Below are 24,409 nucleotides of genomic sequence, written 5' to 3' on the forward strand. Positions count from 1 at the left end.
ATTTACTGTGACATTATTAACCGTCTGGAAAAGGCTCATCTTCTGCGCAGGATTTATTGTCAGCGTCTTACGGCAAAATCCAAGCTGCATTTCGGTCAGATTCCGGTAATGAATTATATATCGGAAAACGACGGCTGTACACAGGCGGATATTGCTGAAAGGCTTCAGGTGACTGCCGCCTGCGTTGCAACGTCTACAAAAAGACTTCAGAAATCCGGTTTTATTACGAAAACAATTGATGAGGATAATCTGAGATGCAAAAGGCTTAGCCTAACTCCATTAGGGAAAAAGGCGCTTGACGAATGTCACGCTCCTTTTGACGAATATGATAATTATATATTCAGGAATATAAATGCCGATGAAATTAAAAATGCGGAAATATTTCTTGATAAGCTGATTTATAATATGGAGGAGGCAATAGGCGATAATCACAGCGGAGCTGATTTTTATGAAATAAATAAACTTATCAGGCGAGTAAGGGAAGAAAAGGAGGAAAATAAGGATATATGATCAGAAAAATTATTTCCTGCATCGGCGAATACAAAAAATATGCGATATTAACGCCGGTAATTATTATCGGCGAGGTTTTGATGGAAATTATGATACCTTTTGTTATGGCTAAAATACTGGACGTGGGTATAAACGGCGACGGAGGAATACCTTACATAATAAAAATGGGAATCGTTATGCTGCTTATGGCCGCTTTTTCTCTTATCTGCGGAGCGCTTGCCGGAAAATTCGCGGCAACGGCGGGTATGGGATTTGCAAAAAATGTCCGTAAAGAGCTTTTTAATAAAATTCAGGATTTTTCATTTAAAAATGTAGATAAATTCAGTACGGCTTCTTTGGTAACTCGTCTTACAACAGATGTTACTAATACTCAGAACGCCTTTATGATGATTATCAGAACAGCAGTTAGAGCGCCTATGATGATGATAGGAGCAACCATAATGGCCGTTACTATAAACCTGAGACTTTCCGTTATATTTTTTATTGCAATACCGTTTTTGGGAATCGCTTTGTTTCTTATAGGCTCTCATGCTCATCCTCGCTTTCAGAAGATGTTGAAAAAGTATGACGCTATGAACGCGTCAGTTCAGGAAAATCTGATAGGTATACGAGTAGTTAAGGCCTTTGTCAGGGAAAAGCATGAAAATAAAAAATTTGAAGCCTCTGCCGACGATGTAAGAAAGGCCCAGCTTTTCGCGGAAAAACTTGTAATTTTAAATAATCCGATAATGCAGCTTACTATGTATGCAAGTATTGTTGCGATTTTCTGGTTCGGCGGAAATATGATAATAGGCGGAACAATGGAAACGGGTCAGCTTACCAGCTTTCTTACTTATGTGACTCAGATTTTAATGTCGCTTATGATGATTTCATTCATTTTCATTATGTGTATTATTTCAAGGGCGTCAATCGCCAGAATTTCCGAGGTTTTAAATGAGCAGCCGGATATTTGCGACGGTTCGGGAAAGGACGTGTTCGTAGGCGACGGTTCAATTAAATTTGAAAACGTATCGTTCAGCTATGTAAACGATGAATCAAACTGCGCCCTTACAGATATAAATCTTGAGATAAAATCAGGTGAAACCATAGGTATTATAGGCGGAACAGGATCTTCTAAGACAAGTCTTGTTCAGCTTATTCCGAGGCTTTACGATACTACCTCCGGAACGGTATACGTAGGCGGTCATGACGTTAAGGAATACAGCCTCGAGCATTTGAGGGACGAGGTTGCGATGGTGCTTCAGAAAAACGTTTTGTTTTCAGGCACAATAAAAGAAAACCTAAAATGGGGAAATGAAAACGCTGATGACGATGAAATAATCGACGCCTGCAAATCGGCTCAGGCTCATGACTTTATAATGTCCTTTCCGGACGGATACGATACTGATCTGGGACAGGGCGGCGTAAATGTTTCCGGAGGGCAGAAGCAGCGTTTATGCATCGCAAGAGCGCTGCTGAAAAAGCCTAAAATTATAATACTCGACGACAGCACCAGCGCGGTTGATACCGCGACTGACAGTAAAATCCGGCAGGCGTTCAGAGAAAAGCTTGCCGATACGACAACTATAATAATAGCTCAGAGAATTTCTTCGGTAAGCGACGCCGATAAAATCATCGTTCTTGACGACGGCCGGATAAGCGGTATAGGAACTCATGAGCAGCTTATTGAATCTAATGAAATATATCGGGAGGTTTACGAATCTCAGCAGAAAGGAAGTGACCGATAATGCCCGGACCGCAGAAAAGAGCGATCGGCAAACCGCAGAATACTTTTGCTACTCTTCGGAGAATATTCAGCTATATGAGTGAATTCAAGCTTAAATTATTTGTGATTTTTATAGCGATTGTAATTAGCTCGGTGGCGTCGGTTGCAGGTACTTATATGCTAAAGCCAATAATCGACAATTATATCGAACCCTTTATCGGCAAGGAAAATCCGGATCTTAGCAAGTTTATTGGGATGCTGGTTCTAATGTCGTTTATATATATCATAGGCGCGGCGTCCTCGTGGCTTTTTAACAGAGTAATGATAAGCGTCGCTACAAAAACGCTTTATAAAATACGCGTCGATATGTTCAGCAGAATGGAGTCTCTTCCTATAAAGTATTTCGATACTCACACCCACGGCGAGATAATGAGCCGTTATACCAATGATTCGGACGCTGTAAGAGAAATGCTTACAAACAGTATCGCTCAGTTTATTTCATCAGGAATAACAGTTGTAAGCGTTTTCTGCATGATGCTTGTTCTGAGCTGGCAGCTTACTATTATAGTTGTGGCAATGCTTGGCGTTATACTGCTGGTTATAAAGAATATCGGCGGAAAAAGCGGAAAATATTTCAAGGACCAGCAGCGGGCGATAGGAGCTGCAAACGGATATATCGAGGAAATGATAGAGGGACAGAAGGTAGTTAAGGTTTTCTGTCATGAGGAAAAATCCAAAGAAGGCTTTGAAAAAATTAACGAAAGACTTAGAGAAGCGTCAACCAACGCAAACACTTATGCAAATATACTTATGCCGGTGATGAACAATCTGTCTTATATACATTTTGCCGTTACGGCGATGGCAGGAGGAATTATAGCTGTTTTAGGATATATAACCTTCGGAGCAGCAGCGGCTTTTTTACAGTATACAAGACAGTTTGCAATGCCTATTACTCAGATTTCGCAGCAGTTCAACGCCGTGCTTTCGGCGCTTGCAGGCGCTGAAAGAATATTCAATCTCATAGACGAGCAGCCGGAAACGGACGATGGATATGTAACTCTTGTATATGCCCAGAAGGATGAAAACGGCGGGCTCCATGAAGTTGACCACAGAACCGGGTTATGGGCTTGGAAGCATCCTCATCATGATGGAACGCTGACATATACCGAGGTGAGAGGTAAGGTTACCTTTGATAATGTGGTTTTCGGATATAATGAAGACAAGACCGTTCTCAACGGTATAACGCTTTATGCGAAGCCGGGACAGAAAATCGCTTTCGTAGGCTCGACGGGCGCCGGAAAAACGACGATAACAAATCTGATAAATCGTTTTTATGATGTTCCGGACGGAAAAATAAGATATGACGATATTAATATCAATAAAATAAAAAAAGCTGATTTAAGGCGTTCACAGTCGATAGTACTTCAGGACACTCATTTATTTACGGGAACAATAGCGGACAATATACGATACGGAAAGCTTGGAGCTTCTGATGAGGAGGTAAGGTCGGCGGCTGTGCTCGCTAATGCCGATACTTTTATCAAACATCTTCCTGACGGATATAATACAATAATAACAGGCGACGGAGGTAATCTGAGTCAGGGACAGCGTCAGCTTCTGGCAATTGCAAGAGCGGCCGTCGCTGATCCGCCTGTGCTTATTCTCGACGAGGCAACAAGCTCCATAGATACGCGTACAGAATCACTTATCGAAAAGGGCATGGACAGTCTTATGGAGGGAAGAACTGTTTTTGTTATTGCTCACAGGCTTTCTACAGTAAGAAATTCACATGCTATAATGGTAATGGAAAACGGCAGAATAATTGAAAGAGGCAATCATGAGGATCTGATTGAACGCCGCGGAAGATATTATCAGTTATATACGGGTATGTTTGAGCTTAGTTAATTTTGCGTAAAATTGCATGAAAATCATATTTATTATTATATGATGTTTGTCTATTATACATATTGAACAAATCTCAAAAATTGTGTATTATAAGAGTATCTGATTAAAGAGTGAAGCATATGCCGGAGTAATTCGCCTGATCCGGTAAAAAGATAAACAGGTGAAAAAGCGGGCCGTTAGCGTATAAAAAACGGCAGAATGGAGATTTTACCTATGAAAATTAAAAGAATACTTGCATGCGTTTGCGCGTCAATGCTTATGGCGCTTTCCTTCACAGCCTGCGGCGATTCTGATAAAAAATCGGATAAGTCGTCTTCCGAAGTAGTTACAGAGGCTCCTACGGAAGCTGCAACAGAAGCTGAGACAACCGCTGATTCCTCCTCTGCGGCGGATTCTAATGCCGGCGGAACTAACGGTCAGGTTAATGCGATTGTAGTAGAGGATAGTATTGTTGCTGAAGACGGCGACGCTTATCTTGCCTTTGCAGACGGCAGATATGTCGGCTATTATTGGGGAACAGACGCCGATACATTAGCTTATGCCGCTACTAACGCTAAAATTGAGGGTAACGGACAGTATACTGTTGCGCTTGACGCTACTACAAACGGTTACAATCAGACAACGGGATACAGCGATATGCAGGGACTTACATTTGCGGCTGTAATTGTAAAAAACGGCACGACGCTTTATCCGAATATGATTATTTCAATAGACAGCATTAAGCTTGACGGAAAAGAAATTGAAATGACAAAGAAGCCTTATACGTCCTCAGACGACGGTAAGGAAATGAGATCAAATATTTATAACAGCTATGTAAACGCTGACGAAGTTGCTTCAGACGCAAGAACTGCGGACGGCGATCTGACAAACTGCTCTCCTCAGGTAGTTGATCCTGCTTCATTTGCAACATATCAGAAAATTGAGGTTACTTTTACAGTTTCAGGTCTTTGATCTCTGTAAGCTGATGAAAAAAGCGGTATAGGAAAGCTATACCGCTTTTTTATTATCTTTTAGTCTGTCCTTTATTTTGGGTATTATCATTAAAACTGCTATTGAAAACAGAGTCGTTGACGCGGTAAGCGCGTATACAGGATAAAAAAATACCGCTGCAAGGGAAATCGCCGAAAGAATCGGAGTTATTATAAGGCATTTTCTGCGGTTTTTTGCAATTTGTTCGCTGTCAAGAGGCTTATTTGGATTTTCAACAGGAGAGAATAGCAGCATTGAAATAAACGTAAACGCACAGCATATTATTACTGCCGCAACAGAAAGCTTTTTCGGTAAAAAATATGAAAAAATAAGTATTGAGGAAAATACTCCTGTGAATACAATGTTGCACTTCAAATAGCTGTCTGCATGGTATCCCCCGCATAGTTGCCTGAGCGGTATAAAATAAACGAGAAATATAACGGCGTCAGAAATACGTCCGCTTATTATTCCGATAATCAAGGCGATAAGTATACCCGCTAATCCTGATATAAGCACTTCATATCCATATTGATAAATTTCACTTTTACCGCTGTCGATGACAGATTTCCGACATAAAAAATCAGTTAATTTTCGACTGATAAATGTAATCATTAAAAATACCCCCTTCTTTACACATTTTACCATATAAAATCGAAATATGTATAAATAAACTGTGTACGATTTATGTACAAATTGTTAACGGCGTTTATATCATATAATTTGAATATTTTTTGTGTATGGTTGACTTAAATATATAAAAAGTGGTATAATTATGTTAATTTGCTGATAGGGGAGAATTGTAATGAAAACAAAAAAAGCATTGCTATGTCTTGGCGCAGCGGCGACTTTGTTTTTTTATGGGTGTGAAAGTAAAGATAATAACGGCATCTCGTCAGCCGATAGCTCCGGCTCTGTAATTACAACGGCTGTTCAGAACACTGTACCGACTGCTAAATTGCCGGATTATTCAGAATCTTCTTATACAAGACCTTCTTATGGTAATTATGCTTTTACAAGAAAAAGAGAATCCTTGAGAATTGATAGAGATAAATATTTTAGGGATATACTTATTGAGGACGGCATGGATGAGGATTCCGTTGACGATATAATGAAGAAATTAGAAAAGTCTAAAGAAGAAAGCACAAGAACAACTCTAAGTCAAGAGGAAATGCGTAAAAAATATCTCGGAGAATAAAATTAAAGAGGTTTAAAATATGAAATTAGGAATGGTCGGACTCCCAAATGTGGGAAAGAGTACACTTTTTAATGCGTTAACAAATGCAGGAGCAGAATCTGCTAATTATCCTTTTTGCACTATTGAAAAAAATATAGGGATAGTATCCGTCCCGGACGAGCGTCTTGACAGACTTGCGGAAATGTATAATCCGGAGAAATTTACGCCGGCAACTCTTGAATTTGTAGATATTGCAGGGCTTGTAAAGGGCGCGTCCAAGGGAGAGGGACTTGGCAATAAATTTTTGGCCGATATAAGAGAAGTAGACGCGATTGTGCATGTTGTTCGATGCTTTGAGGACATAGATATCATACATGTTGACGGAGAGATTAACCCTGCAAGAGATATTGAAACGATAAATCTCGAGCTTATATTTTCCGATATTGAAATGATTGAAAGACGGATTGACCGGAGCAGGAAGCTTGCAAAGGGCGATAAAAGGTATATATCGGAAATTGATTTTCTTGAAAGACTGAAAGGACACCTTGAGTCGGGTAAATCTGCAAGGGCTTTTGATTATACCGACGACGAAAGGGATATTATAAAGTCTACTCCGCTGCTTTCAGGAAAGCCTGTAATTTATGCGGCTAATCTCTGTGAAGAGGATTTTATAAATAATATTGAAAATAATGAAAATTATAATATGGTAAAAAAAATTGCCGAAGAGGAGCATTCGGCAGTACTCCCTATATGCGCACAGATTGAAGCGGAAATCTCGGATATGGAGCCGGAAGACAAGGCTATGTTTTTGGACGAGATGGGCTTGAAGGAATCGGGACTCAACCGTATTATAAAGGAAGGATATGCGCTGCTGGGCCTTATTTCATATCTTACTGCGGGGAAGCCTGAAGTAAGAGCATGGACTATAAAAAAAGGAACCAAGGCTCCTCAGGCAGCGGGTAAAATACATACTGATTTTGAAAAGGGATTTATCCGCGCAGAGGTTGTCGGCTTTAATGATTTGATGGAATGCGGAAGTATGGCGGCTGCAAAGGAAAAGGGACTTGTCAGACTGGAGGGCAAGGAATATGTAATGCAGGACGGGGACATTGTTCTTTTCCGGTTTAACGTGTAGCATAAAAAAACAGGATGCAAAAAAGCATCCTTTTTTTAGTAAATAATAATATTAAATATGTTGGAGAAGTTATTTTAATGAACGATTATAAATTTCTATTTAATGAGGCGTTGAATGCAAGAAATAATTCATATGCGCCTTATTCTGATTTTAAGGTGGGGGCGGCTCTGCTTACCTCGGACGGAAGTGTTTTTACAGGCTGCAATGTTGAAAACGCTTCTTATTCTCTTGGCTGCTGTGCAGAAAGAACAGCGTTTTTTAAGGCAGTTTCAGAGGGAAAAAATCAGTTTTCGGCAATTGCCGTTGCCGGAGGCAAAAATAATGCCGGAGCAGTTTGTTATCCCTGCGGAGCATGTCTTCAGGTTATGACAGAATTTTGCGATAAGGATTTTAAAATCGTGTTATCCGATAGGGTATTAAATTTATCGGAATTATTGCCGTATACATTTGAAATAGATTAATACATGGATTTCTTAATGTTTCAATAACATTGAAATTGTATGAATTTTATAAAAGTTATTGACAAATGCATGGAATAATGTAATAATTAAAGCATAAGAAATTATCGGGGGGAAATCAATGAAAAAAATAACTGCTTTTTTATCCGCAGCCGTTTTGACTTTTACATCATTTTCTACGGGAGCATACGGCTCCGGTCAGGCGGAAGCCGCGGATATTAAGTTAAATTATGCTGAAGCGCTTCAGAAATCTATTTATTTTTACGAGTGTCAGCAGGCGGGGCCTCTTCCTGAATGGAATCGAGTCGAATGGCGCGCAGATTCCACGGTCGATGACTTTATTAAAGGAGGATGGTATGACGCGGGGGATCATGTTAAATTCAATCTTCCTATGGCCTATTCGGCCTCTATGGTTGCATGGGGTCTTTATCAATACTCGGATGGGATTGATAAATGCGGAGAAATGACTAATTATGTAAATAACCTTACCTTTGTTCTGGATTATCTCGCCAAATGCGATCTCGGCGATAAAGTAGTATTTCAGGTTGGAAACGGTCAGCAGGATCATACATGGTGGGGTCCGGTTGAGCTTTATGAATATGGCATGAATGAAAACGGCAATTATAACGGCAGGCCATATTATGCAGGCACGAAATGCTCAGCCGCTTTCGGCGAAATGGCGGCGGCTCTTGCGGCAGGATACTGCGCTTTGCAGGGACGTTCGGACAAAACTGATTATTACCTTGAGCATGCTGAAAATATTTTTAAAATTGCGGATACGGCAAAGAGCAACGCCGAATATGACGACAGTGACGCGCAGGGCTTTTACCGTTCGTCGCATTTTTATGACGAATTGTTCTGGGCTGCAAACTGGCTCTATAAGGCTACCGGAAATAAAGAATATCTTGATAAAGCTACGGGCTATATACCATTTCTTGACAAGGAGCTTGGCTCTGACGAATTAAAATATACATGGGCAATGTGCTGGGACGATGTTATGCAGGGAGGCATGGTTCTCTATGCTCAGAATACAAAGAACCAGACATATATAGACCGCGTTAAGAAGCATCTGGATTACTGGACTTATAATGTGACACAGCTTGAGGGCGGTCTCAGATGGATTGATTCATGGGGCTGTCTCAGATATGCAACTTCCGCAGCGTTTTTAACTGCGGTTGCATGCGATACTCTTCCGCTTGGGGATACGGCTGATTATAAGTCATTTTATGAAGCGCAGGCCAATTATTGCCTTGGAGATAATCCGCTGAATCAGAGCTTTGTAGTAGGTTACGGTGAAAATTATCCGCTTAACGCCCATCATAGAACCGCACATGCGTCATGGAACAACGACTTAAGCAATCCTCCGAATAATAGACATATTCTTTACGGCGCATTAGTAGGAGGCCCTACTCAAAATGGAGAATATGAGGACGACAGACAGAATTTTATTAACAATGAGGTCGCGTGCGATTATAATGCGGGCTTCACCGGTCTTTTAGCAAAAATGACCGATGAATACGGCGGAGCAACAGATCCTGATTTTCCTGAGCCTGAAAAGCGTGACGATGAATTTTACGTTGAAGCGGCTCTAAAGCAATCGTCAGGCAGCGGTGTTTCACTGAGTCTTAAATTTACCAATCATACTGCTTGGCCGGCGAGAGTTGTTGACAATATGTCTTATCGTTATTACTTTGACGTATCGGAGGTTATTTCGGCAGGTTATTCTCCAAACGATATTGTCGTAAGAGTCGACCGAGATCAGGCTCTTATGTACGGCGAAGAATATGCCGCTGTTATTTCGCCTATAACCCAATACAAGGATAATGTTTATTATATAGAGGTTTCATATCCTAACGGAGCGGCAGCGCTTCCGATTTCAGAGGGAAGACATCAGTGTGAAACAATGCTCGCTTTGGTATATCCGAATTACGGATCCGGCTGGGACGCTTCAAATGATTATTCCAATCAGGATATTCTGAATGCGGAGGATGGTATTAAAACCGATAAGATAACTGTTTATCATAACGGAAAGCTTGTTTTCGGAATAGAGCCGGACGGTACTTCGCCTGATACCAGCCAGCCTACCGAAGAAGACTTGCCGGCGCTAAAAGGCGACGTTAATTTGGACGGAAAAATTTCGTCAGCGGATATTGTTGCAATCAATAAATATTTACTTAATTTAAATGCAATTTCTGAAGAGGCGTTCAATAATGCCGATTATAATTCAGATAAGGCGGTAAACGTATTTGATTCCATTGGAATCAGAAAACTTATATTAAATAAATAGTAAAATAAAAGCGGCTGTTAAACAGCCGCTTTTTTATATGGTATTTTTTATTTTACAGTATCAACCTTCATAAGATTAGTAGTGCCTGAAACTCCAAGCGGTACGCCGGCTGTTATAACTACCTTATCGCCTTTTTCTACAAAGCCGTTTTCCTTAGCGGCTTCTATGGCGTGCTCAAAAAGTTCGTCAGTATTAGTTTCTTCGCTTATTACAAGAGGGGTTACTCCCCATGACATATTCATCTGACGGCATACGGTATCGTCTGTCGTACAGCTTATTATAGGACAAAGCGGTCTGTATTTTGAAATCAAGCGCGCAGTACTTCCGCCCTTTGTAACGGTAATTATTGCCTTTACATCAAGATCATGGGCTGTTGTAACGGTTGCGTGTGATATGGCGTTTGCAATATTGGGGTTCGAATCGTTTTCTCTTTTATGAAATCTTGATTTATAATCGATATCCTTTTCAGTGGTTTCTGCAATCAGCGCCATAGCGCTTACGGCTTCAACGGGGAATTCGCCGGCGGCAGTTTCGCCGGAAAGCATTATAGCGCTTGTTCCGTCGTAAATAGCGTTTGCAACGTCGGTTATTTCAGCACGGGTAGGTCTTGGATTCATAATCATTGATTCCAGCATCTGAGTTGCGGTAATAACCTGTTTACCGGCATTATAACCCTTATGAATAAGATCCTTTTGAATAGCGGGTATCTTTTCAAAGGGTATTTCAACTCCCATATCGCCTCTTGCGACCATTATGCCGTCCGCAGCTTCAAGTATTTCGTCTATATTTTCAACGCCCTCTAAATTTTCTATTTTGGCGATGATTCTTGCATTGAACCAGCCGAGACTCTGCGTATATCTCCTGAGATAATTTATATCCGCAGCAGTTCTTACAAAGCTTGCGGCAATAAAATCATATTTCATTTTAGCGCCGAATTCAAGATCGCTCATATCCGCGTCGCTTAAATAAGGCATCGAAAGCTTTACTCCGGGTACGTTTATTCCCTTATTATTAGAAAGCCTGCCTCCGTGGATAATACGACACACGATTTCAGTAGCAGTCACCTTTTCGGCAAGCAGCTCTATTACGCCGTCGTTAATAAGTATACGCGTTCCGACTGTTACGTCTTCAGGAAGCTTTTTGAAGGTTACGCTGCCGATTTTATCGGTGCAAAGACAGTTTTCTGTCGTTAGAGTATAGATGTCTCCGTTTTTGATTTCCACAGGCTTATCGTCAACAAAACGACCAAGTCTTACCTCTGGACCTTTAGTATCCATCATTGAAGCGACGGGAAGCTTGAGCTCTGCCGCAGCCTTTCTCAACGTTTCAAGGCATTCCTTATGGTACTCGTAATTACCATGTGAAAAATTGAAACGAGCCACGTTCATTCCGTGTTCTATTAGCTTTTTCATCATATCTTCCGATTTTGTTGCCGGGCCGATTGTGCAGACAATTTTTGTCTTTCTCATAAATTTTCCTCCTGAAATAACAAATCATTTATCCCTTATTAATTTCCCTGCTTCAGAGGCGACGCCCCGATAATATAAAGAGAGGGTATATTCTTATATTTAGACGGAAGACGATCGTATAAACCTGTTCCCGTCGGAATAAGAAACTTGATTCGGAATCCGTTTTCCTCAAGCTCAGATATAAGCTGACCTGACGTCCACATAGCTTCGTAGACGGGGTATTTTTCCCATCCGTCGATAGCTCTCAATTTAATGCCTGTTACAGGGTCCTTTCCGCTGAAAACAAGCAAACCGCTGTCGTTGAGCATATCTCTTGCTTTATTGTAAAGCTCTTTTCTTTTTTTGTATTCAAAGTGGCTTATATAGTCAAAACCGGTTATAAGGTCATATTTGTTTGAGGATTCCTGAGAAAGATCAGTCGATGTTATATCGGAAGCTGAAAAATAATTTTTTATAATTGCTGCTAAAGCTGTTTTCTCAAGAGAATTTATACATTTTATTTCAGGCTCTTCAGATTTAAGCTTGTTGTTCATTATAAAATCTATAATATCATTATTAGAGCGTATAAAGCTTTTTCCTGCACGGAAAAGTATATCTGAAATTACGGAATATTTCTCCGCCCCGTTTGGTATGGCGTTTTCTATACCGTCTTCAATTGCCGCAATTATATTTCCAGAGGCAAGCTCCTCTGCCGACGAAATTGAAACGCAGCGGAAACCGGCTTCCCTGAGCGCCGTATAGGCGTCCTGATTCATTGCGGTATAGCTGTGAATACCGCAGTCGTTAAGAAATCTTAAATCGTCGACGCAAGCTTCTGATAACCCTTCAAGAGGATTATGGCCCGTTATAAATATCATTCCGGATTTCAAAACGGCTTTTTCAGGAATACTTGCCGTATCGCCGCAGTAAACGAAATATCTGCCGGAATTTCCTGTAGCTTCGCCGGAATTTATTTTATAAATACTGTTTTTACAGAGGTTTTTATAAATAATTTCCGCATATTTTTCTCTGCCGTAAAAGTCGATTACTACCTCTTCATACGCGTTAAAATATGAAAGCTCTCTGCTTACAGCCTTCATACATACCTTTTCCAAATCGCGGAGTTTTTTTTCACGTTCTTCTCCTAAAGAGTTTTTAATACCTTCAAATCTTTCAGGCATGTTTATCTGAGCGTCAATATCAACCTCGCGGCACCCTTTAGGACAGTCCTTAAGCCTTGCTCCGGGGGATATACGGAGCACATAATCCTCAGTGCGTTCGCTGTATTTTACGAGCGCGCCGTCGATTTTCTCAATCTGGTTTGAATTGAGGGTAGAGCGAAGTCTTACAGAGTCAAGTTCCTTTTTTAAAGACGAGACGGAAGCTTCAGCTTTCTTTCTTGCCTGTATTTCTGCGGCGAGAGCGTCTTCAAGACGCATGAGACGGTCGTTTAATTCATTAAAGCAATCCGCGGCTTTTTGGTTGAATGAGTTCTGATTTTCTCCGAATACTTCAATTTCCGTCAGAACGCCGGGATATTTTTTTGAAAATTTTCCTTTGGCTGCCGATTGCTCATCCTGCGGATAATAGGCGGCGACGAAATCCCTTAAGTTATCTGATCCTTTCAATTTTATCCACCTTCTGTAAAATACAGTTATTTATTTTTTTCGTTTGAATTCATTTCGCCCGGAAAAATTATAGTTTTCAATGTCATTAAAATAAGTCTCAGATCCATTACCATTGAATAACGTTCAATGTACATCAGATCCATTTTCAGCTTGTCGTAAGGCGTGGTATCGTATACTCCCGTAACCTGCGCATATCCCGTAAGACCGGCCTTGACTTTTAAACGAAAACGAAATTCAGGCATTTCCTTTTCATATTTTTCTGTAAGCTCCGGACGTTCCGGACGCGGGCCTACAACGGACATATCTCCTCGTAAAATATTTATTAACTGAGGTATTTCATCTAAACGGCATTTTCTCAGAAATTTGCCCACTCTGGTAATTCTTGAGTCTGAATTTGAAGCAAGCCTTGGGATTCCGTCCTTTTCCGCGTCGGGAATCATACTTCTGAATTTATAAACATAGAATTCTTTTGCGTTCATTGTCAGCCTTTTTTGTTTATAAAATATTTTTCCGCGGTCGTCTATTTTTATTGCTGCCGCAATTATTAGAAAAATTGGCGACAAAACGGCAAGTCCGATAACGGAAAATAAAATATCGAATATTCTTTTGAACAGACGCTGATCAAAGGATAATCCTTCGTTTCTGCAAAGCAGCAGCGGCGAATCAAAAAGCCGGATATCCTCTCCGCCCCTTATAATAATATCTGAAATTTTAGGAGAAATATAAATCCTTTTGGATTTTTCAAAGCAATATTTTATAATATCGTTTCTGAGCTTACCGCTTATATCGCATATTATTACTCCGTCATATCTTGAAATTTCATTTTTAATCCGTGAAAAGTCCTCTTTGATGCTAATGGATTCGCATATCATATACTTATCCTCGCGTTTGCTCATTTTATTAGTAAGCGTTTCGGCATTTCTGCTTCCGTATACTATTATCAGCTTTCTCGGCGGATAAAGCTTGAGATAAATCCTGTTATTACAGAAAATCCAGACGGAAATGATTATAAGGTCTGCCGCCGTCATATATATCATAGGAATGACCTTCATAAAATCTCTTCCTATTACGCTGATCTGGAAATAGGTTATTATGTTTACGGCCACCATTGATATTGACTGAGAGTAAAGCATATCAGACCTTTTTAGGTATCCCATTTTCAGACCGCCGTAAGCTTTGAAAAAAAGCAGCGTCAGTATCATATAAATAAAAATCACTACCCAGTTACCTCGGCGGTAAAACGGAAGCACGATAGCGTCGCTGTAATATTCATACCATATATAAATAAACACTCCTGAAAGGAACAGAATAAGGATCAGGCTGGAAAAAAACGAAATTATACGTTTATATTGCTCGTTTTTGTTCATTAAAAATAATCTCTCTTTGCAAATTTTTCTTAAAAAAGCATATTTATACTTATACGTATTATAACAAATCAGAAAGCTTTAGTCAATAGAGATTCCGTATATCGGCAGATAAATTGGGAAAAATATTACTGCGGACTGTTTTAAGTGTATTTAGTGTATTATTTGTAATAACACACAATGCGACAGGATAAATTTTCATATTTATCTGTCAGAATGTCAATTTACATTTAATCTCTTATATTTTATAATTAGTACATAAAGAAAAAATAAAAAGGGGAATTAAATATGCTTAGGATCAGCAAAGCGTTTCAGGGAGGTTTTGCTCTTATATTTTTGCTTGTAATGATTTCAGCAGTTGTAAGAGGATTTATAAAATATTCGCCGGCAGCAATTGCCTTTACAGTTGTCTGCGGTATGGTATTTACAGCGGGCGTTATCCTGATTTACGGTTTTCTTAAAAAAAAGACAGTCCGCTTAACAAGGAAACAGATAGATAAAATATTTATTGTAATTGCGGCGGCTGTTCTTGTATTACAACTTATATCCGCATTTTATTTAAAATTTACTCCAGTTTCTGATCTTGGATATGTTGACAGGGCGGCAAGGGATTTTTGCCTTACCTGGGATAAAAGCGACCTTTATAATAATCTTCCTGAAAGACATATGGATTATTTTGTAAGGTATCCGAATAATCAGGCTCTGCTTGTCATCCTGTCTCTTGTTTATTCGCTTTGCCGTAACGTATCGGGAGTAATGCCCTTGGCTGCTCCTATACTTCTTAATACTATTGGTCTTAACGTGTCGTTTATTTTTTTGTATTTAATTTCAAAAAAAATAAGCAGGGATAAATTTACTCCTCTTTTTTGCGCTGTAATAGGCGCTGGATTTTCAGTATTTTACACATATACTCCGTATTTTTATACGGATTCCATGAGTATGCCCTGGGTAATGGCGTCGATTTATATGTTCCTTAGCGGCATGGAAAATAAAAGCGTTAAAAAATCTGTCGTACAGCTTCTTTTCAGCGGATTGTTTTTGGTTATAGGCTGCAAAATCAAAGGCAGCGTTATAATTCTTATACCAGCGTTCCTGCTTTATCTTATATATTTTTGCACAAAGCTCAACCGTAAGGCTTATTTCAGATCCGCCTGTGTGTTATTAAGCGGAATCGTAATTGCGTCGGCGGCAAGCTCGGCATTTATTAAAAGCTTTGATTTAGCTGATAAGCAAGAATTGGAGGAAATCAAATTTCCCCCTACTCACTGGGTTATGATGGGACTCCACGACAGAGGGGGCTTTTATTTGGACGATTACTGGTTTACAGTAAACAGCGGCGATTATGACCAGAAGAAGGAAGCGAATCTAAATGAGATAAAAAAGAGAATTTCAGATTATGGTCTTTTTGGAATGATGAAGCATCTGGCCAAGAAAATTTCCTGGACATGGGGAGACGGAACGTATTTCATAGGCTATTATCTCGGTCTTGACAAAAAATACGGCGGAGAAGCCACTATGCTTAAAAACTTTGTTACCGGCAATATAGTTTTTAAATGGTATTGCTCCGTATATCAATTTATGCTTTTGGCAATGATTACATTTTCGTTTGCCGTCGGAGCGTTTTCGGGCAGAACGGACGGAAAAGAAATTCTGCTGAAGATTATAATATGCGGCGTATTTGTATTTTTTGTCATATGGGAAACCCGGTCAAGATATCTTGTCAATTTCTCTCCGCTGTTCATTATGGCGTCGGCGTCGTCTATAAAGGCGGCTTACGCTGTTCTTATCAGGCGGTTTTCGGATCATAAAACAATAGAAATACGCCGTTCTCTGAAAAATGCAGTTTAAATATGGCTAAGATTTGAATATTTAAAGAAAATTTTATGATTTTTAAAAAACTATATAGCCAAATCAAAAAAATTATGATATAATATAAAAAGCAAAAGTTTTTTAAAGTTTATTGGGAGATGCATGAAAATGAAAAAATGCAATAAAGTTTTGTTGACCGTTTTTATGATATCCGCTATTGCAGTCGGTGCAGCAGCGGCGATTGCAGTATTAAAAAGTAAATTCCAAAAAAAATATATTACTGTCTGCGACTGATACAGACAAAAAAGGGGTCTTATTAAATGAATATCAGAATGGAACTTACAAAAACGCTTAAACAAAAGCCGACAGACGAAACGAAGCTTGGTTTCGGACATATTTTTACCGACCATATGTTTATTATGAACTATGATACGGGCGAAGGCTGGCATGACGCAAGGATCGTTCCTTATCAGAATCTTTCCCTGTCTCCGGCCGCAATGTGTCTGCACTATGGTCAGGAGGTTTTTGAAGGCCTTAAAGCTTATCGGACATCGGAGGGAAAGATACAGCTTTTCCGTCCGGATGAAAACTTCAAAAGGCTTAATACGTCTAACAAGCGTATGGTTATTCCTGAAATACCGGTTGACGACGCGTTAGAGGCGCTGACAGCCCTTTTAAATGTTGAAAAGGACTGGGTTCCTCATACGGAGGGCGCGTCGCTTTACATAAGACCGTTTATAATCGCCACTGATCCGTATGTAGGCGTTAGACCGGCCGACCATTATTTGTTTATGATAATACTTTCACCGTCAGGCGCATATTATTCAACAGGTCTGAATCCCGTGAAAATATATGTTGAAAGCAATTATGTAAGAGCTGTAAGAGGCGGAACAGGTTTTGTCAAAACAGCGGCGAACTATGCCATTTCACTTGCAGGTCAGGACGAGGCTCACAAGCAGGACTATGAACAGGTTCTCTGGCTGGACGGCGTTGAGCAGAAATATATTGAAGAAGTCGGTTCGATGAATATTTTCTTTGTTATCGGCGGCGAGGTAATTACACCTGCGCTGACGGGTTCTGTGCTTCCGGGTATCACAAGAAAATCCGCTATAGAAATATGCCGTAAAAATGGTTATAAGGTAACGGAGAGAAAAATTTCTATTCAGGAGGTCGCCGACGCTTACGATGCCGGAAAGCTTGACGAGGTATTCGGAACAGGTACAGCGGCTGTTATTTCTCCGGTCGGACATCTGAAATGGAATGATAAGATCATGGAAATCAACGATAATAAGATCGGAAAAATTTCACAGATGCTCTATGATACTATGACCGGAATTCAGTGGGGAAAAATACCGGACGAATACGGCTGGATTGTAGAACTGAATTAAAACAGAATAAAGATAATCCGGGGTGCTTGCTGTCAAACAGGCTGAGAATAAACCCGTTAAACCTGAACGGATAATGCCGGCGAAGGGAGTATTGATTAAACAGCGTACTCCTTTTTTGCGGGTACGCTTTTTTAGGAGTGAAAAATTGAGAGTAGTAAATAAACAATTAAGACTATACGCTGTTACTGATTCTTCATGTCTGAAAAACGGAATAAGTCTTGCTGAAGCTGTCGAAGACGCTGTTAAAGGAGGCGCGACTATAGTTCAGCTCAGAGAAAAAAACAAGTCTTACGAGGAAATACTGGAAATGGCAAAGGATTTAAAGCTTGTCTGCCGGAAATACGGAGTTCCTCTTATAATAAATGATTCAATAAAAATTGCAGATCAGTCGGGCGCAGACGGCGTACATCTTGGCCTTGAAGACGGAGATCTGCTGTATGCAAGGCGGGTGCTGGGCGAAGACGCCGTTATAGGCGCAACGGCTCACAATTTGCATGAAGCGCAGGCGGCATGGGCGGCGGGAGCCGATTATCTTGGCTGCGGAGCAGTTTTTCAGTCTCCGACTAAAAAAAATACAACGCCTATTTCTTTGGAGGAGCTTAAAGAAATATGTATGAAGATACCTATCCCTGTCGTAGCTATAGGCGGAATTAATTATTTAAATATGATGCAGCTTAAAGATACGGGCATTGCCGGAGTAGCGGTTGTATCTTCATTGTTTGCACAGGATGATATCAGGACGTCAGCTATGACTTTAAAAAGTGTTGCAATGAAAGCATTGGAGAATGTATGATGAAGACAGTGCTTACTATCGCCGGCAGCGACAGCATAGGCGGCGCGGGTATTCAGGCTGATATAAAGGCAGTTTCAGCTAATGGCTGCTATGCAATGAGCGTTATAACCTCGGTTACTGCTCAGAACACTATGGGAGTCGACGGTATATTTGACATTCCGGCTGATTTTGTAGAAAAGCAGTTAAGGTCGGTTTTTAATGATATAAGACCTGACGCTGTCAAAATCGGAATGCTGTCGAGTCGGGATATTATAGATACCGTGGCTGGATTTCTTGAAAAGGAAAATGCTGAAAATATAGCGCTTGATACCGTTATGGTTTCTACCAGCGGACATCGTTTGATTTCAGAGGATTCCGTGGATTCTCTTATTGAGAAGCTGTTTCCTCTTGCTGATATTGTAACGCCCAATCTGCCTGAAGCGGAAGTATTAGCAGGAGTACCTATTGAAAGCAGGGAGCAGATGAAATCTGCTGCTGAAAAAATTTACGGAATGTGCAGAGGAAGCGTTCTTATTAAGGGCGGACATTTAACCGATTCCGCTGAAGATATTCTTTATAACGGTAATAGATTTTATTCTTTTGAAGCAGATAAGCTGGAAAATCCCAATACGCATGGCACAGGATGTACGCTTTCCTCAGCTATTGCCGCTAATCTGGCTCTCGGCAGGAGTATGGCTGAAAGCGTAAAGAATGCTAAGGATTATATAACCGGAGCTATAAGGTATGGTCTTGATCTTGGAAAGGGAAGGGGACCGCTTAATCATTTTTATAAAAACGGAGGTCGCTAAATGATTTATAAAACACAAATGGAAGCCGCAAAAAAAGGAATTATTACAAAGGAAATGGGTATTGTTTCGGATAAAGAAAATATTGAAGCGGAAAAGCTTCGTCAAAAGGTTGCAGAGGGCAGCGTCTGCATTCCCGCTAATGTAAATCATAAAGCGTTAAGTCCGGAGGGAATCGGTTCGGGACTTAGAACTAAAATAAACGTTAATCTTGGAATTTCCGGCGACTGCAAAAATTATGATATGGAAATGAAAAAGGTTCAGATGGCAATTGATTTCGGCTGTGAAGCCATAATGGACTTAAGTAACTACGGAAAAACAAATACTTTTCGTCAGGAACTTATCGGGATGTCGCCTGCAATGATCGGAACAGTTCCGATGTACGACGCTATCGGATACCTTGAAAAGGATCTGTTGGAAATAACCGCTAAGGATTTTCTTAAGGTTGTAGAAGCTCACGCTAAGGAGGGCGTCGACTTTCAGACTATTCATGCGGGAATAAATAAAAGAGCAATTGAGGCGTTTAAACGTCAGGGAAGGCTTACTAATATAGTTTCAAGAGGCGGTTCGCTTCTTTTTGCATGGATGGAAATGACCGGAAATGAAAATCCGTTTTATGAATATTATGACGAGGTATTAGATATATTAAGAGAATATGACGTAACTATAAGCCTTGGGGACGCACTAAGACCTGGATCCATTAATGACAGTACTGATGCCGGTCAGATTTCAGAGCTTATAGAGCTTGGCGCTTTAACTGAAAGAGCGTGGGCGAAGGATGTTCAGGTAATGGTTGAAGGTCCGGGCCATATGGCAATGAATGAAATTGCCGCAAATATGACCGTTCAGAAGCGTTTATGCCATAACGCGCCGTTTTATGTTCTCGGACCTCTTGTAACAGATATAGCGCCCGGCTACGATCATATAACCTCGGCTATAGGCGGGGCCATTGCCGCGGCAAACGGCGCCGACTTTTTATGCTATGTAACGCCGGCGGAGCATTTAAGATTGCCTGATGAAAGCGATGTAAGAGAGGGTATAGTAGCTTCAAAGATTGCCGCTCATGCCGCCGATATAGCTAAAGGTATTCCTAATGCCAGAGATATAGACAATAAAATGAGCGACGCCCGCAGAAGAGTAGATTGGGATGAAATGTTTAAATATGCTATAGATCCTGAAAAGGCAAAGGCATATTTTGAAAGCACTCCTCCGAAAGATAGGCATACATGCTCAATGTGCGGAAAGATGTGTGCAATGAGAACTACAAATATGATACTTGCGGGCGAAAAGGTTGAATTTTGCAGTGAGAAATAACTTTTGATTTAGTATTGAAAGCTGTCCTTGAAATTATAGGACAGCTTTGGTATTTTATAAATTTAGGGAGTTGGCGCTATGGTAATTTTGATTTCCGGAGCTACACATACGGGTAAAACAGCATTGGCTCAAAGAATGCTTGAAAAATACAAATTTCCTTATTTATCTGCGGATCATCTGAAAATGGGACTTATACGAAGCGGATATACAGATTTAACTCCGGAAGACGACGATAAATTAACACAATATTTATGGCCTGTTATTAAGGAAATAATCAAAACGGCGATAGAAAATAATCAGAATCTTATAATTGAGGGATGTTATATACCGTTTGACTGGCAAAGATATTTTGATACCGAATATCTTTATCATATTGACTTTTACTGTATAATAATGACAGAAAATTATATTGAAAACAATTATGATAACATAAACAAATATGCTTGTATTATTGAAAATCGTCTTGATCATGAGTTATGTACCAAAGAGTTTTTGCTGAATGAAAACAAAAAGAATCTTTTACTGTGCAAAAAATATAAATGTAAATATATTTTAATTGATAAAGAATATGAATGCGATATAAACTTAAATAAAATGAAATAAAAAGGGAGCGATATATAATCGCTCCCTTTTTTTAAATTATATTATTAACTGAATCTGTTATTGCCGTTTATTGACTGATCCTTTATTTTACTCCAGATATATCTGAGCTGCCATCCGTCATAATTAGTAATTTCCATAGAGTTTCCGGCCATCATTATAGTAGGCTCAGGGAATCCTCCGGGCGGAAAACCGTCGGATTCTCCCTCTCCGCCGTAAAAGTCAGTTATACCGAAACCGTGTCCCAGCTCGTGTTGGAATACGTGGATACCTGTTCCGTCTAACATATTTAAATAAGCGTTATCAGATAGCCGCTGTCCCCAGTCTCCTCCGCAGCCTCCTATATCAGGGAATCCCTGAGTTGCCCAAAGATACATATCAAACCGTTTATCAAGACCGCCGGGGTAATCAAAGCCTATATTTGTATCAAAATGATACATACGTGAAAGCTCGTCAGGCGCATTTGGAAGCCATACCGGTATTTCTTCCCTGCCATTGGTGGTATCATACTGGCTGTCGTAAGGAGTGCAATTTGTATAAATAATTTCGTCAGACTGTCTATCCAGTATTACGCTTTCGTCTATAACCGCCCATCCCACGACATTTACGTCAATGTGACCGTATTTCCAGTCGTCGTAACCGATCAGATAATCTGTCCATTCATTGACGGATTTCTCAATCATTTCCTCAAGCTGTATTCTTTGCTCAAGTGAAACCGTTTTATAAGACTGCCATCTTACTACATAGTTAAGTGTGCCGTTTCCTGCGTCTATCTGATCGAAAATCGTATTCCAGCGTTCAGTGGATTTTTCCGCTGTTATCCTGTTTTCCCATACCCAATCAAGGGCGTATTTATATTCCTCTGGCATGTCGCTCAAGTCTATCTGTTCGATTGTCGTGGTTATTGTTTCAGTTGTGGTGACATACGCAGTTGTTTCTGTAAATGACGTAGTTTGTGTAACAGGATCGCTTACAGCGGTAGTTGAAACCTCTGTTGTTATCGGCGGGGAAGTTGTAACAGGCGGCTCGGTTGTTTCCTCCTCTTCAATATCCTGTTCGCGTATTCCGAGTATAGTTCTGCGAAGGAGCATAAGATCAAAGGCGTCAACTGCTCCGTCGTTATTAATATCGGCGTAATACTCGTCGCCTTCTTCCAGAAACGCCTTGCCGGTAAGGCAATGACTAAGTGCGACTGCGTCGGCAACAGAAATAATATAATCTCTGTTTATATCGCCTTTAATTTTACGAATCTGTGCGTTTTCTTCGGCAGACGCGCCGCTTAGCAACGACGTTATGACTATTGCGGCTGATGTTATAGCGGCAATTTTATTTTTAAGTTTCATGGAAATTTTCTCCTCTTTTTTGTATAATTATATCATTATTTTATATATTTGTCAATAATTTTTATGTATTATTATTTTGTATATATAAACAAAAGCGCTTTCCATATGGAAAGCGCCTGATTTATTTATTAAATCTTTTTTATTCTATACCGCTGACAGTAAATTCGATTTCAATACTTTGATTTACAGAAGTGTCTGACGGAATAGCCTCGACCTTTGTTGTTGTCCATGTATCGGTCAGGTAAATTCTTGTTGAGCCTTCAATATTGGTATTTACCGATACCTTTGATAAATCAGCGGTTTCAAGCTCAGTATCGTCAACTTTAATGGATTTTACTTTAAAAGCAAGATCCTTAAAATCAGAAGATGAAAGGCCGTCAAATGCAAGTGCAAGGAATTCTATTGTATTAGAACCTTCAGCTAAAACGATTTTAGCGGTATAGGTTCCGTTTTCCTTTATTTCCGGGAGAACGCATTCAGATGAAAGGTTTGCATTTCCGTCATTCCAGAAAGAATTTGAACCTATTGAATAGAGCGGTATAGTCTTTGAATCCGCTGTTTTTGCAGGCTCTTCATAAGAATCTGTTTCATTGCCGCCGACAACTGCTTTAACGTTTGACAGAGCAAGATTTGCGGTTTCGTCCGACTGCCAGTATTTTACAATCTTTATAGATGTAATTGCAGTAGGATCAGTTATATTTTCAGGTACTTTGATCTCAAACTCATTAGAATCATTGTTAGAAAAGACAACATCGTAATCTGAACTGTACTCTCCGTTTACAATAAACTGTACCGCGCCGTTATATGCTATGTCGTCCTTATCAGAGACAACGGTAAACTTAATGGATTCTACATTATCTTCATTATCCGGGGCAATTTTAAATTCATAAGGCAATGAAATTGTTTCAGTAGTAGTAACTTCCTCAGTTGAAGGCTCGGTAACGTCGGTTACAATAGTAGTAACTACCTCGGTGGAAGGCTCGGTAACGTCGGTTATAGTAGTAGTAACTACCTCGGTGGAAGGCTCGGTAACGTCGGTTACAATAGTAGTAACTTCCTCAGTGGAAGGCTCGGTAACGTCGGTTACAATAGTAGTAACTTCCTCAGTGGAAGGCTCGGTAACGTCGGTTACAATAGTAGTAACTTCCTCAGTTGAAGGCTCGGTAACGTCGGTTACAGTAGTAGTAACTACCTCGGTGGAAGGCTCGGTAACGTCGGTTACAGTAGTAGTCGCTTCCTCGGTAGAAGGCTCTGTCGATTCTGTTGGATCGGTAGCCTCTGTCGGATCAGTTTCTTCAGGAATCTCAACAATATCCCTGATTGTAAGAACGGTCCTTTTAATAAGTATCTGATCAAAAATGTTTACAATTCCGTCGTCGTTCATATCCGCAATAACAAGCTCTTCCTCAGTCAGAGTTGATTTTCCGGCAAGATACTGAGATACGGCAACGATATCCGCAGATGAAACCTGTTTATCAAGGTTTATGTCGCCTTTAATAAACCCGCCGTTAATAACTGCCGCACCGGAAACGCCCAGCGCCGGAACTGATGTCATAAGTACGATTGCAGCAGACAAAGCAGATGCAATCTTCTTTTTTAAGTCCATACTTTACCTCTCATTCATTAAGTTTTAAAATTCGTATCAAAAGATAAGTCATACTTTATCTATATTAATAATTTTATCATTTCTATCAAAAAATGTCAATCTACGAAATAGATAATTTTTTCCATTTATTAAGTTGTTTTTTTATTTATAAAAAATAAGGACCTGTTTTTTTACAGGTCCTTGTTAAT

General features: G+C 40.0%; 21 protein-coding genes and 1 riboswitch. Of the genes, 15 read left to right on the plus strand and 6 right to left on the minus strand.

The features are described 5' to 3' along the window. Nucleotides 1-99: 99 nt before the first annotated feature. The 4 genes from ACYQ0N_RS01485 (at nucleotide 100) to ACYQ0N_RS01500 (ending at nucleotide 5,071) form a co-directional block, all read left to right on the plus strand. Nucleotides 100-510 (plus strand): MarR family winged helix-turn-helix transcriptional regulator, encoded by a 411-nt coding sequence (locus tag ACYQ0N_RS01485; RefSeq protein WP_460162159.1) that lies wholly within the window; start codon nucleotides 100-102, stop codon nucleotides 508-510. Beyond that, nucleotides 507-2,237, plus strand: a complete 1,731-nt coding sequence (locus ACYQ0N_RS01490; RefSeq protein ID WP_177532350.1) for an ABC transporter ATP-binding protein — start codon at nucleotides 507-509, stop codon at nucleotides 2,235-2,237. The genes ACYQ0N_RS01485 and ACYQ0N_RS01490 overlap by 4 nt, the downstream gene beginning before the upstream one ends. Next, nucleotides 2,237-4,120 carry an ABC transporter ATP-binding protein gene (locus ACYQ0N_RS01495; RefSeq protein ID WP_460161667.1) on the plus strand — a complete coding sequence of 628 codons (1,884 nt, stop codon included), beginning with the start codon at nucleotides 2,237-2,239 and terminating at the stop codon, nucleotides 4,118-4,120. Before ACYQ0N_RS01490 ends, ACYQ0N_RS01495 begins: the two co-directional genes overlap by 1 nt. 213 nt (nucleotides 4,121-4,333) lie before the next feature. Further along, nucleotides 4,334-5,071, plus strand: coding sequence for a hypothetical protein (locus ACYQ0N_RS01500; RefSeq protein WP_177532352.1), 738 nt, complete (start codon nucleotides 4,334-4,336; stop codon nucleotides 5,069-5,071). Nucleotides 5,072-5,107: 36 nt separating this feature from the next. Here ACYQ0N_RS01500 and ACYQ0N_RS01505 read toward each other — a convergent pair whose 3' ends face one another. Then, nucleotides 5,108-5,701, minus strand: coding sequence for an accessory gene regulator B family protein (locus ACYQ0N_RS01505; protein ID WP_177532353.1), 594 nt, complete (start codon nucleotides 5,699-5,701; stop codon nucleotides 5,108-5,110). Nucleotides 5,702-5,891: 190 nt separating this feature from the next. On the opposite strand from ACYQ0N_RS01505, the gene ACYQ0N_RS01510 reads away from it, so the two are divergent. The 4 genes from ACYQ0N_RS01510 (at nucleotide 5,892) to ACYQ0N_RS01525 (ending at nucleotide 10,143) form a co-directional block, all read left to right on the plus strand. After that, the gene (locus ACYQ0N_RS01510; protein WP_177532354.1) at nucleotides 5,892-6,284 is read left to right on the plus strand and encodes a hypothetical protein; all 393 of its coding nucleotides are present in this window, start codon (nucleotides 5,892-5,894) and stop codon (nucleotides 6,282-6,284) included. A 19-nt stretch (nucleotides 6,285-6,303) separates the two neighbouring features. Then, nucleotides 6,304-7,398 (plus strand): redox-regulated ATPase YchF, encoded by a 1,095-nt coding sequence (gene ychF / locus ACYQ0N_RS01515; RefSeq protein WP_177532355.1) that lies wholly within the window; start codon nucleotides 6,304-6,306, stop codon nucleotides 7,396-7,398. Between the two features lie 77 nt (nucleotides 7,399-7,475). Continuing rightward, nucleotides 7,476-7,859: a cytidine deaminase gene (locus ACYQ0N_RS01520; protein WP_177532356.1), complete on the plus strand. Its 384-nt coding sequence runs from the start codon at nucleotides 7,476-7,478 to the stop codon at nucleotides 7,857-7,859. Nucleotides 7,860-7,977: 118 nt separating this feature from the next. Continuing rightward, a complete protein-coding gene (locus tag ACYQ0N_RS01525; RefSeq protein ID WP_460161668.1) occupies nucleotides 7,978-10,143 on the plus strand; it encodes a glycoside hydrolase family 9 protein in 2,166 nt (721 codons plus the stop codon). Between the two features lie 47 nt (nucleotides 10,144-10,190). Here the strand turns inward: ACYQ0N_RS01525 and pyk are convergent, their stop codons facing one another. From pyk to ACYQ0N_RS01540, 3 genes are read right to left on the minus strand one after another with little or no spacing between them, the layout of a single operon-like run. Then, nucleotides 10,191-11,612 carry a pyruvate kinase gene (pyk, locus tag ACYQ0N_RS01530; protein ID WP_177532358.1) on the minus strand — a complete coding sequence of 474 codons (1,422 nt, stop codon included), beginning with the start codon at nucleotides 11,610-11,612 and terminating at the stop codon, nucleotides 10,191-10,193. 38 nt (nucleotides 11,613-11,650) lie between these two features. After that, nucleotides 11,651-13,219: a hypothetical protein gene (locus tag ACYQ0N_RS01535; protein WP_177532359.1), complete on the minus strand. Its 1,569-nt coding sequence runs from the start codon at nucleotides 13,217-13,219 to the stop codon at nucleotides 11,651-11,653. A 26-nt stretch (nucleotides 13,220-13,245) separates the two neighbouring features. Continuing rightward, on the minus strand, nucleotides 13,246-14,586 hold the full coding sequence (locus ACYQ0N_RS01540) for an exopolysaccharide biosynthesis polyprenyl glycosylphosphotransferase (protein WP_177532360.1): 1,341 nt from the start codon (nucleotides 14,584-14,586) through the stop codon (nucleotides 13,246-13,248). A gap of 285 nt (nucleotides 14,587-14,871) precedes the next feature. On the opposite strand from ACYQ0N_RS01540, the gene ACYQ0N_RS01545 reads away from it, so the two are divergent. The 7 genes from ACYQ0N_RS01545 to ACYQ0N_RS01575 all read left to right on the plus strand — a co-directional run bounded on the left by ACYQ0N_RS01545 (nucleotide 14,872) and on the right by ACYQ0N_RS01575 (nucleotide 21,275). After that, complete coding sequence (locus ACYQ0N_RS01545; protein WP_460161669.1) at nucleotides 14,872-16,431, plus strand: glycosyltransferase family 39 protein; 1,560 nt, start codon at nucleotides 14,872-14,874, stop codon at nucleotides 16,429-16,431. Between the two features lie 129 nt (nucleotides 16,432-16,560). Beyond that, on the plus strand, nucleotides 16,561-16,686 hold the full coding sequence (locus tag ACYQ0N_RS01550) for a hypothetical protein (RefSeq protein ID WP_460161670.1): 126 nt from the start codon (nucleotides 16,561-16,563) through the stop codon (nucleotides 16,684-16,686). 26 nt (nucleotides 16,687-16,712) lie between these two features. Beyond that, nucleotides 16,713-17,780, plus strand: coding sequence for a branched-chain amino acid aminotransferase (locus ACYQ0N_RS01555; protein ID WP_460161671.1), 1,068 nt, complete (start codon nucleotides 16,713-16,715; stop codon nucleotides 17,778-17,780). Between the two features lie 8 nt (nucleotides 17,781-17,788). Continuing rightward, nucleotides 17,789-17,886: riboswitch (TPP riboswitch) on the plus strand. A gap of 39 nt (nucleotides 17,887-17,925) precedes the next feature. Further along, nucleotides 17,926-18,573 carry a thiamine phosphate synthase gene (gene thiE / locus ACYQ0N_RS01560; protein WP_177532363.1) on the plus strand — a complete coding sequence of 216 codons (648 nt, stop codon included), beginning with the start codon at nucleotides 17,926-17,928 and terminating at the stop codon, nucleotides 18,571-18,573. Further along, nucleotides 18,573-19,361 carry a bifunctional hydroxymethylpyrimidine kinase/phosphomethylpyrimidine kinase gene (gene thiD / locus ACYQ0N_RS01565; RefSeq protein ID WP_177532430.1) on the plus strand — a complete coding sequence of 263 codons (789 nt, stop codon included), beginning with the start codon at nucleotides 18,573-18,575 and terminating at the stop codon, nucleotides 19,359-19,361. The genes thiE and thiD overlap by 1 nt, the downstream gene beginning before the upstream one ends. Continuing rightward, the gene (thiC, locus tag ACYQ0N_RS01570; protein ID WP_177532364.1) at nucleotides 19,362-20,672 is read left to right on the plus strand and encodes a phosphomethylpyrimidine synthase ThiC; all 1,311 of its coding nucleotides are present in this window, start codon (nucleotides 19,362-19,364) and stop codon (nucleotides 20,670-20,672) included. A gap of 78 nt (nucleotides 20,673-20,750) precedes the next feature. Then, nucleotides 20,751-21,275 carry an adenylate kinase gene (locus ACYQ0N_RS01575; RefSeq protein WP_460161672.1) on the plus strand — a complete coding sequence of 175 codons (525 nt, stop codon included), beginning with the start codon at nucleotides 20,751-20,753 and terminating at the stop codon, nucleotides 21,273-21,275. Between the two features lie 44 nt (nucleotides 21,276-21,319). On the opposite strand, the gene ACYQ0N_RS01580 is transcribed toward ACYQ0N_RS01575, so the two are convergent. Both ACYQ0N_RS01580 and ACYQ0N_RS01585 read right to left on the minus strand, forming a co-directional pair. Then, nucleotides 21,320-22,615: a dockerin type I repeat-containing protein gene (locus ACYQ0N_RS01580; RefSeq protein WP_177532366.1), complete on the minus strand. Its 1,296-nt coding sequence runs from the start codon at nucleotides 22,613-22,615 to the stop codon at nucleotides 21,320-21,322. A 139-nt stretch (nucleotides 22,616-22,754) separates the two neighbouring features. Further along, a complete protein-coding gene (locus ACYQ0N_RS01585) occupies nucleotides 22,755-24,221 on the minus strand; it encodes a dockerin type I repeat-containing protein (RefSeq protein WP_460161673.1) in 1,467 nt (488 codons plus the stop codon). Nucleotides 24,222-24,409: the final 188 nt, after the last annotated feature.

The organism is Ruminococcus sporogenes (genome assembly GCF_054655175.1).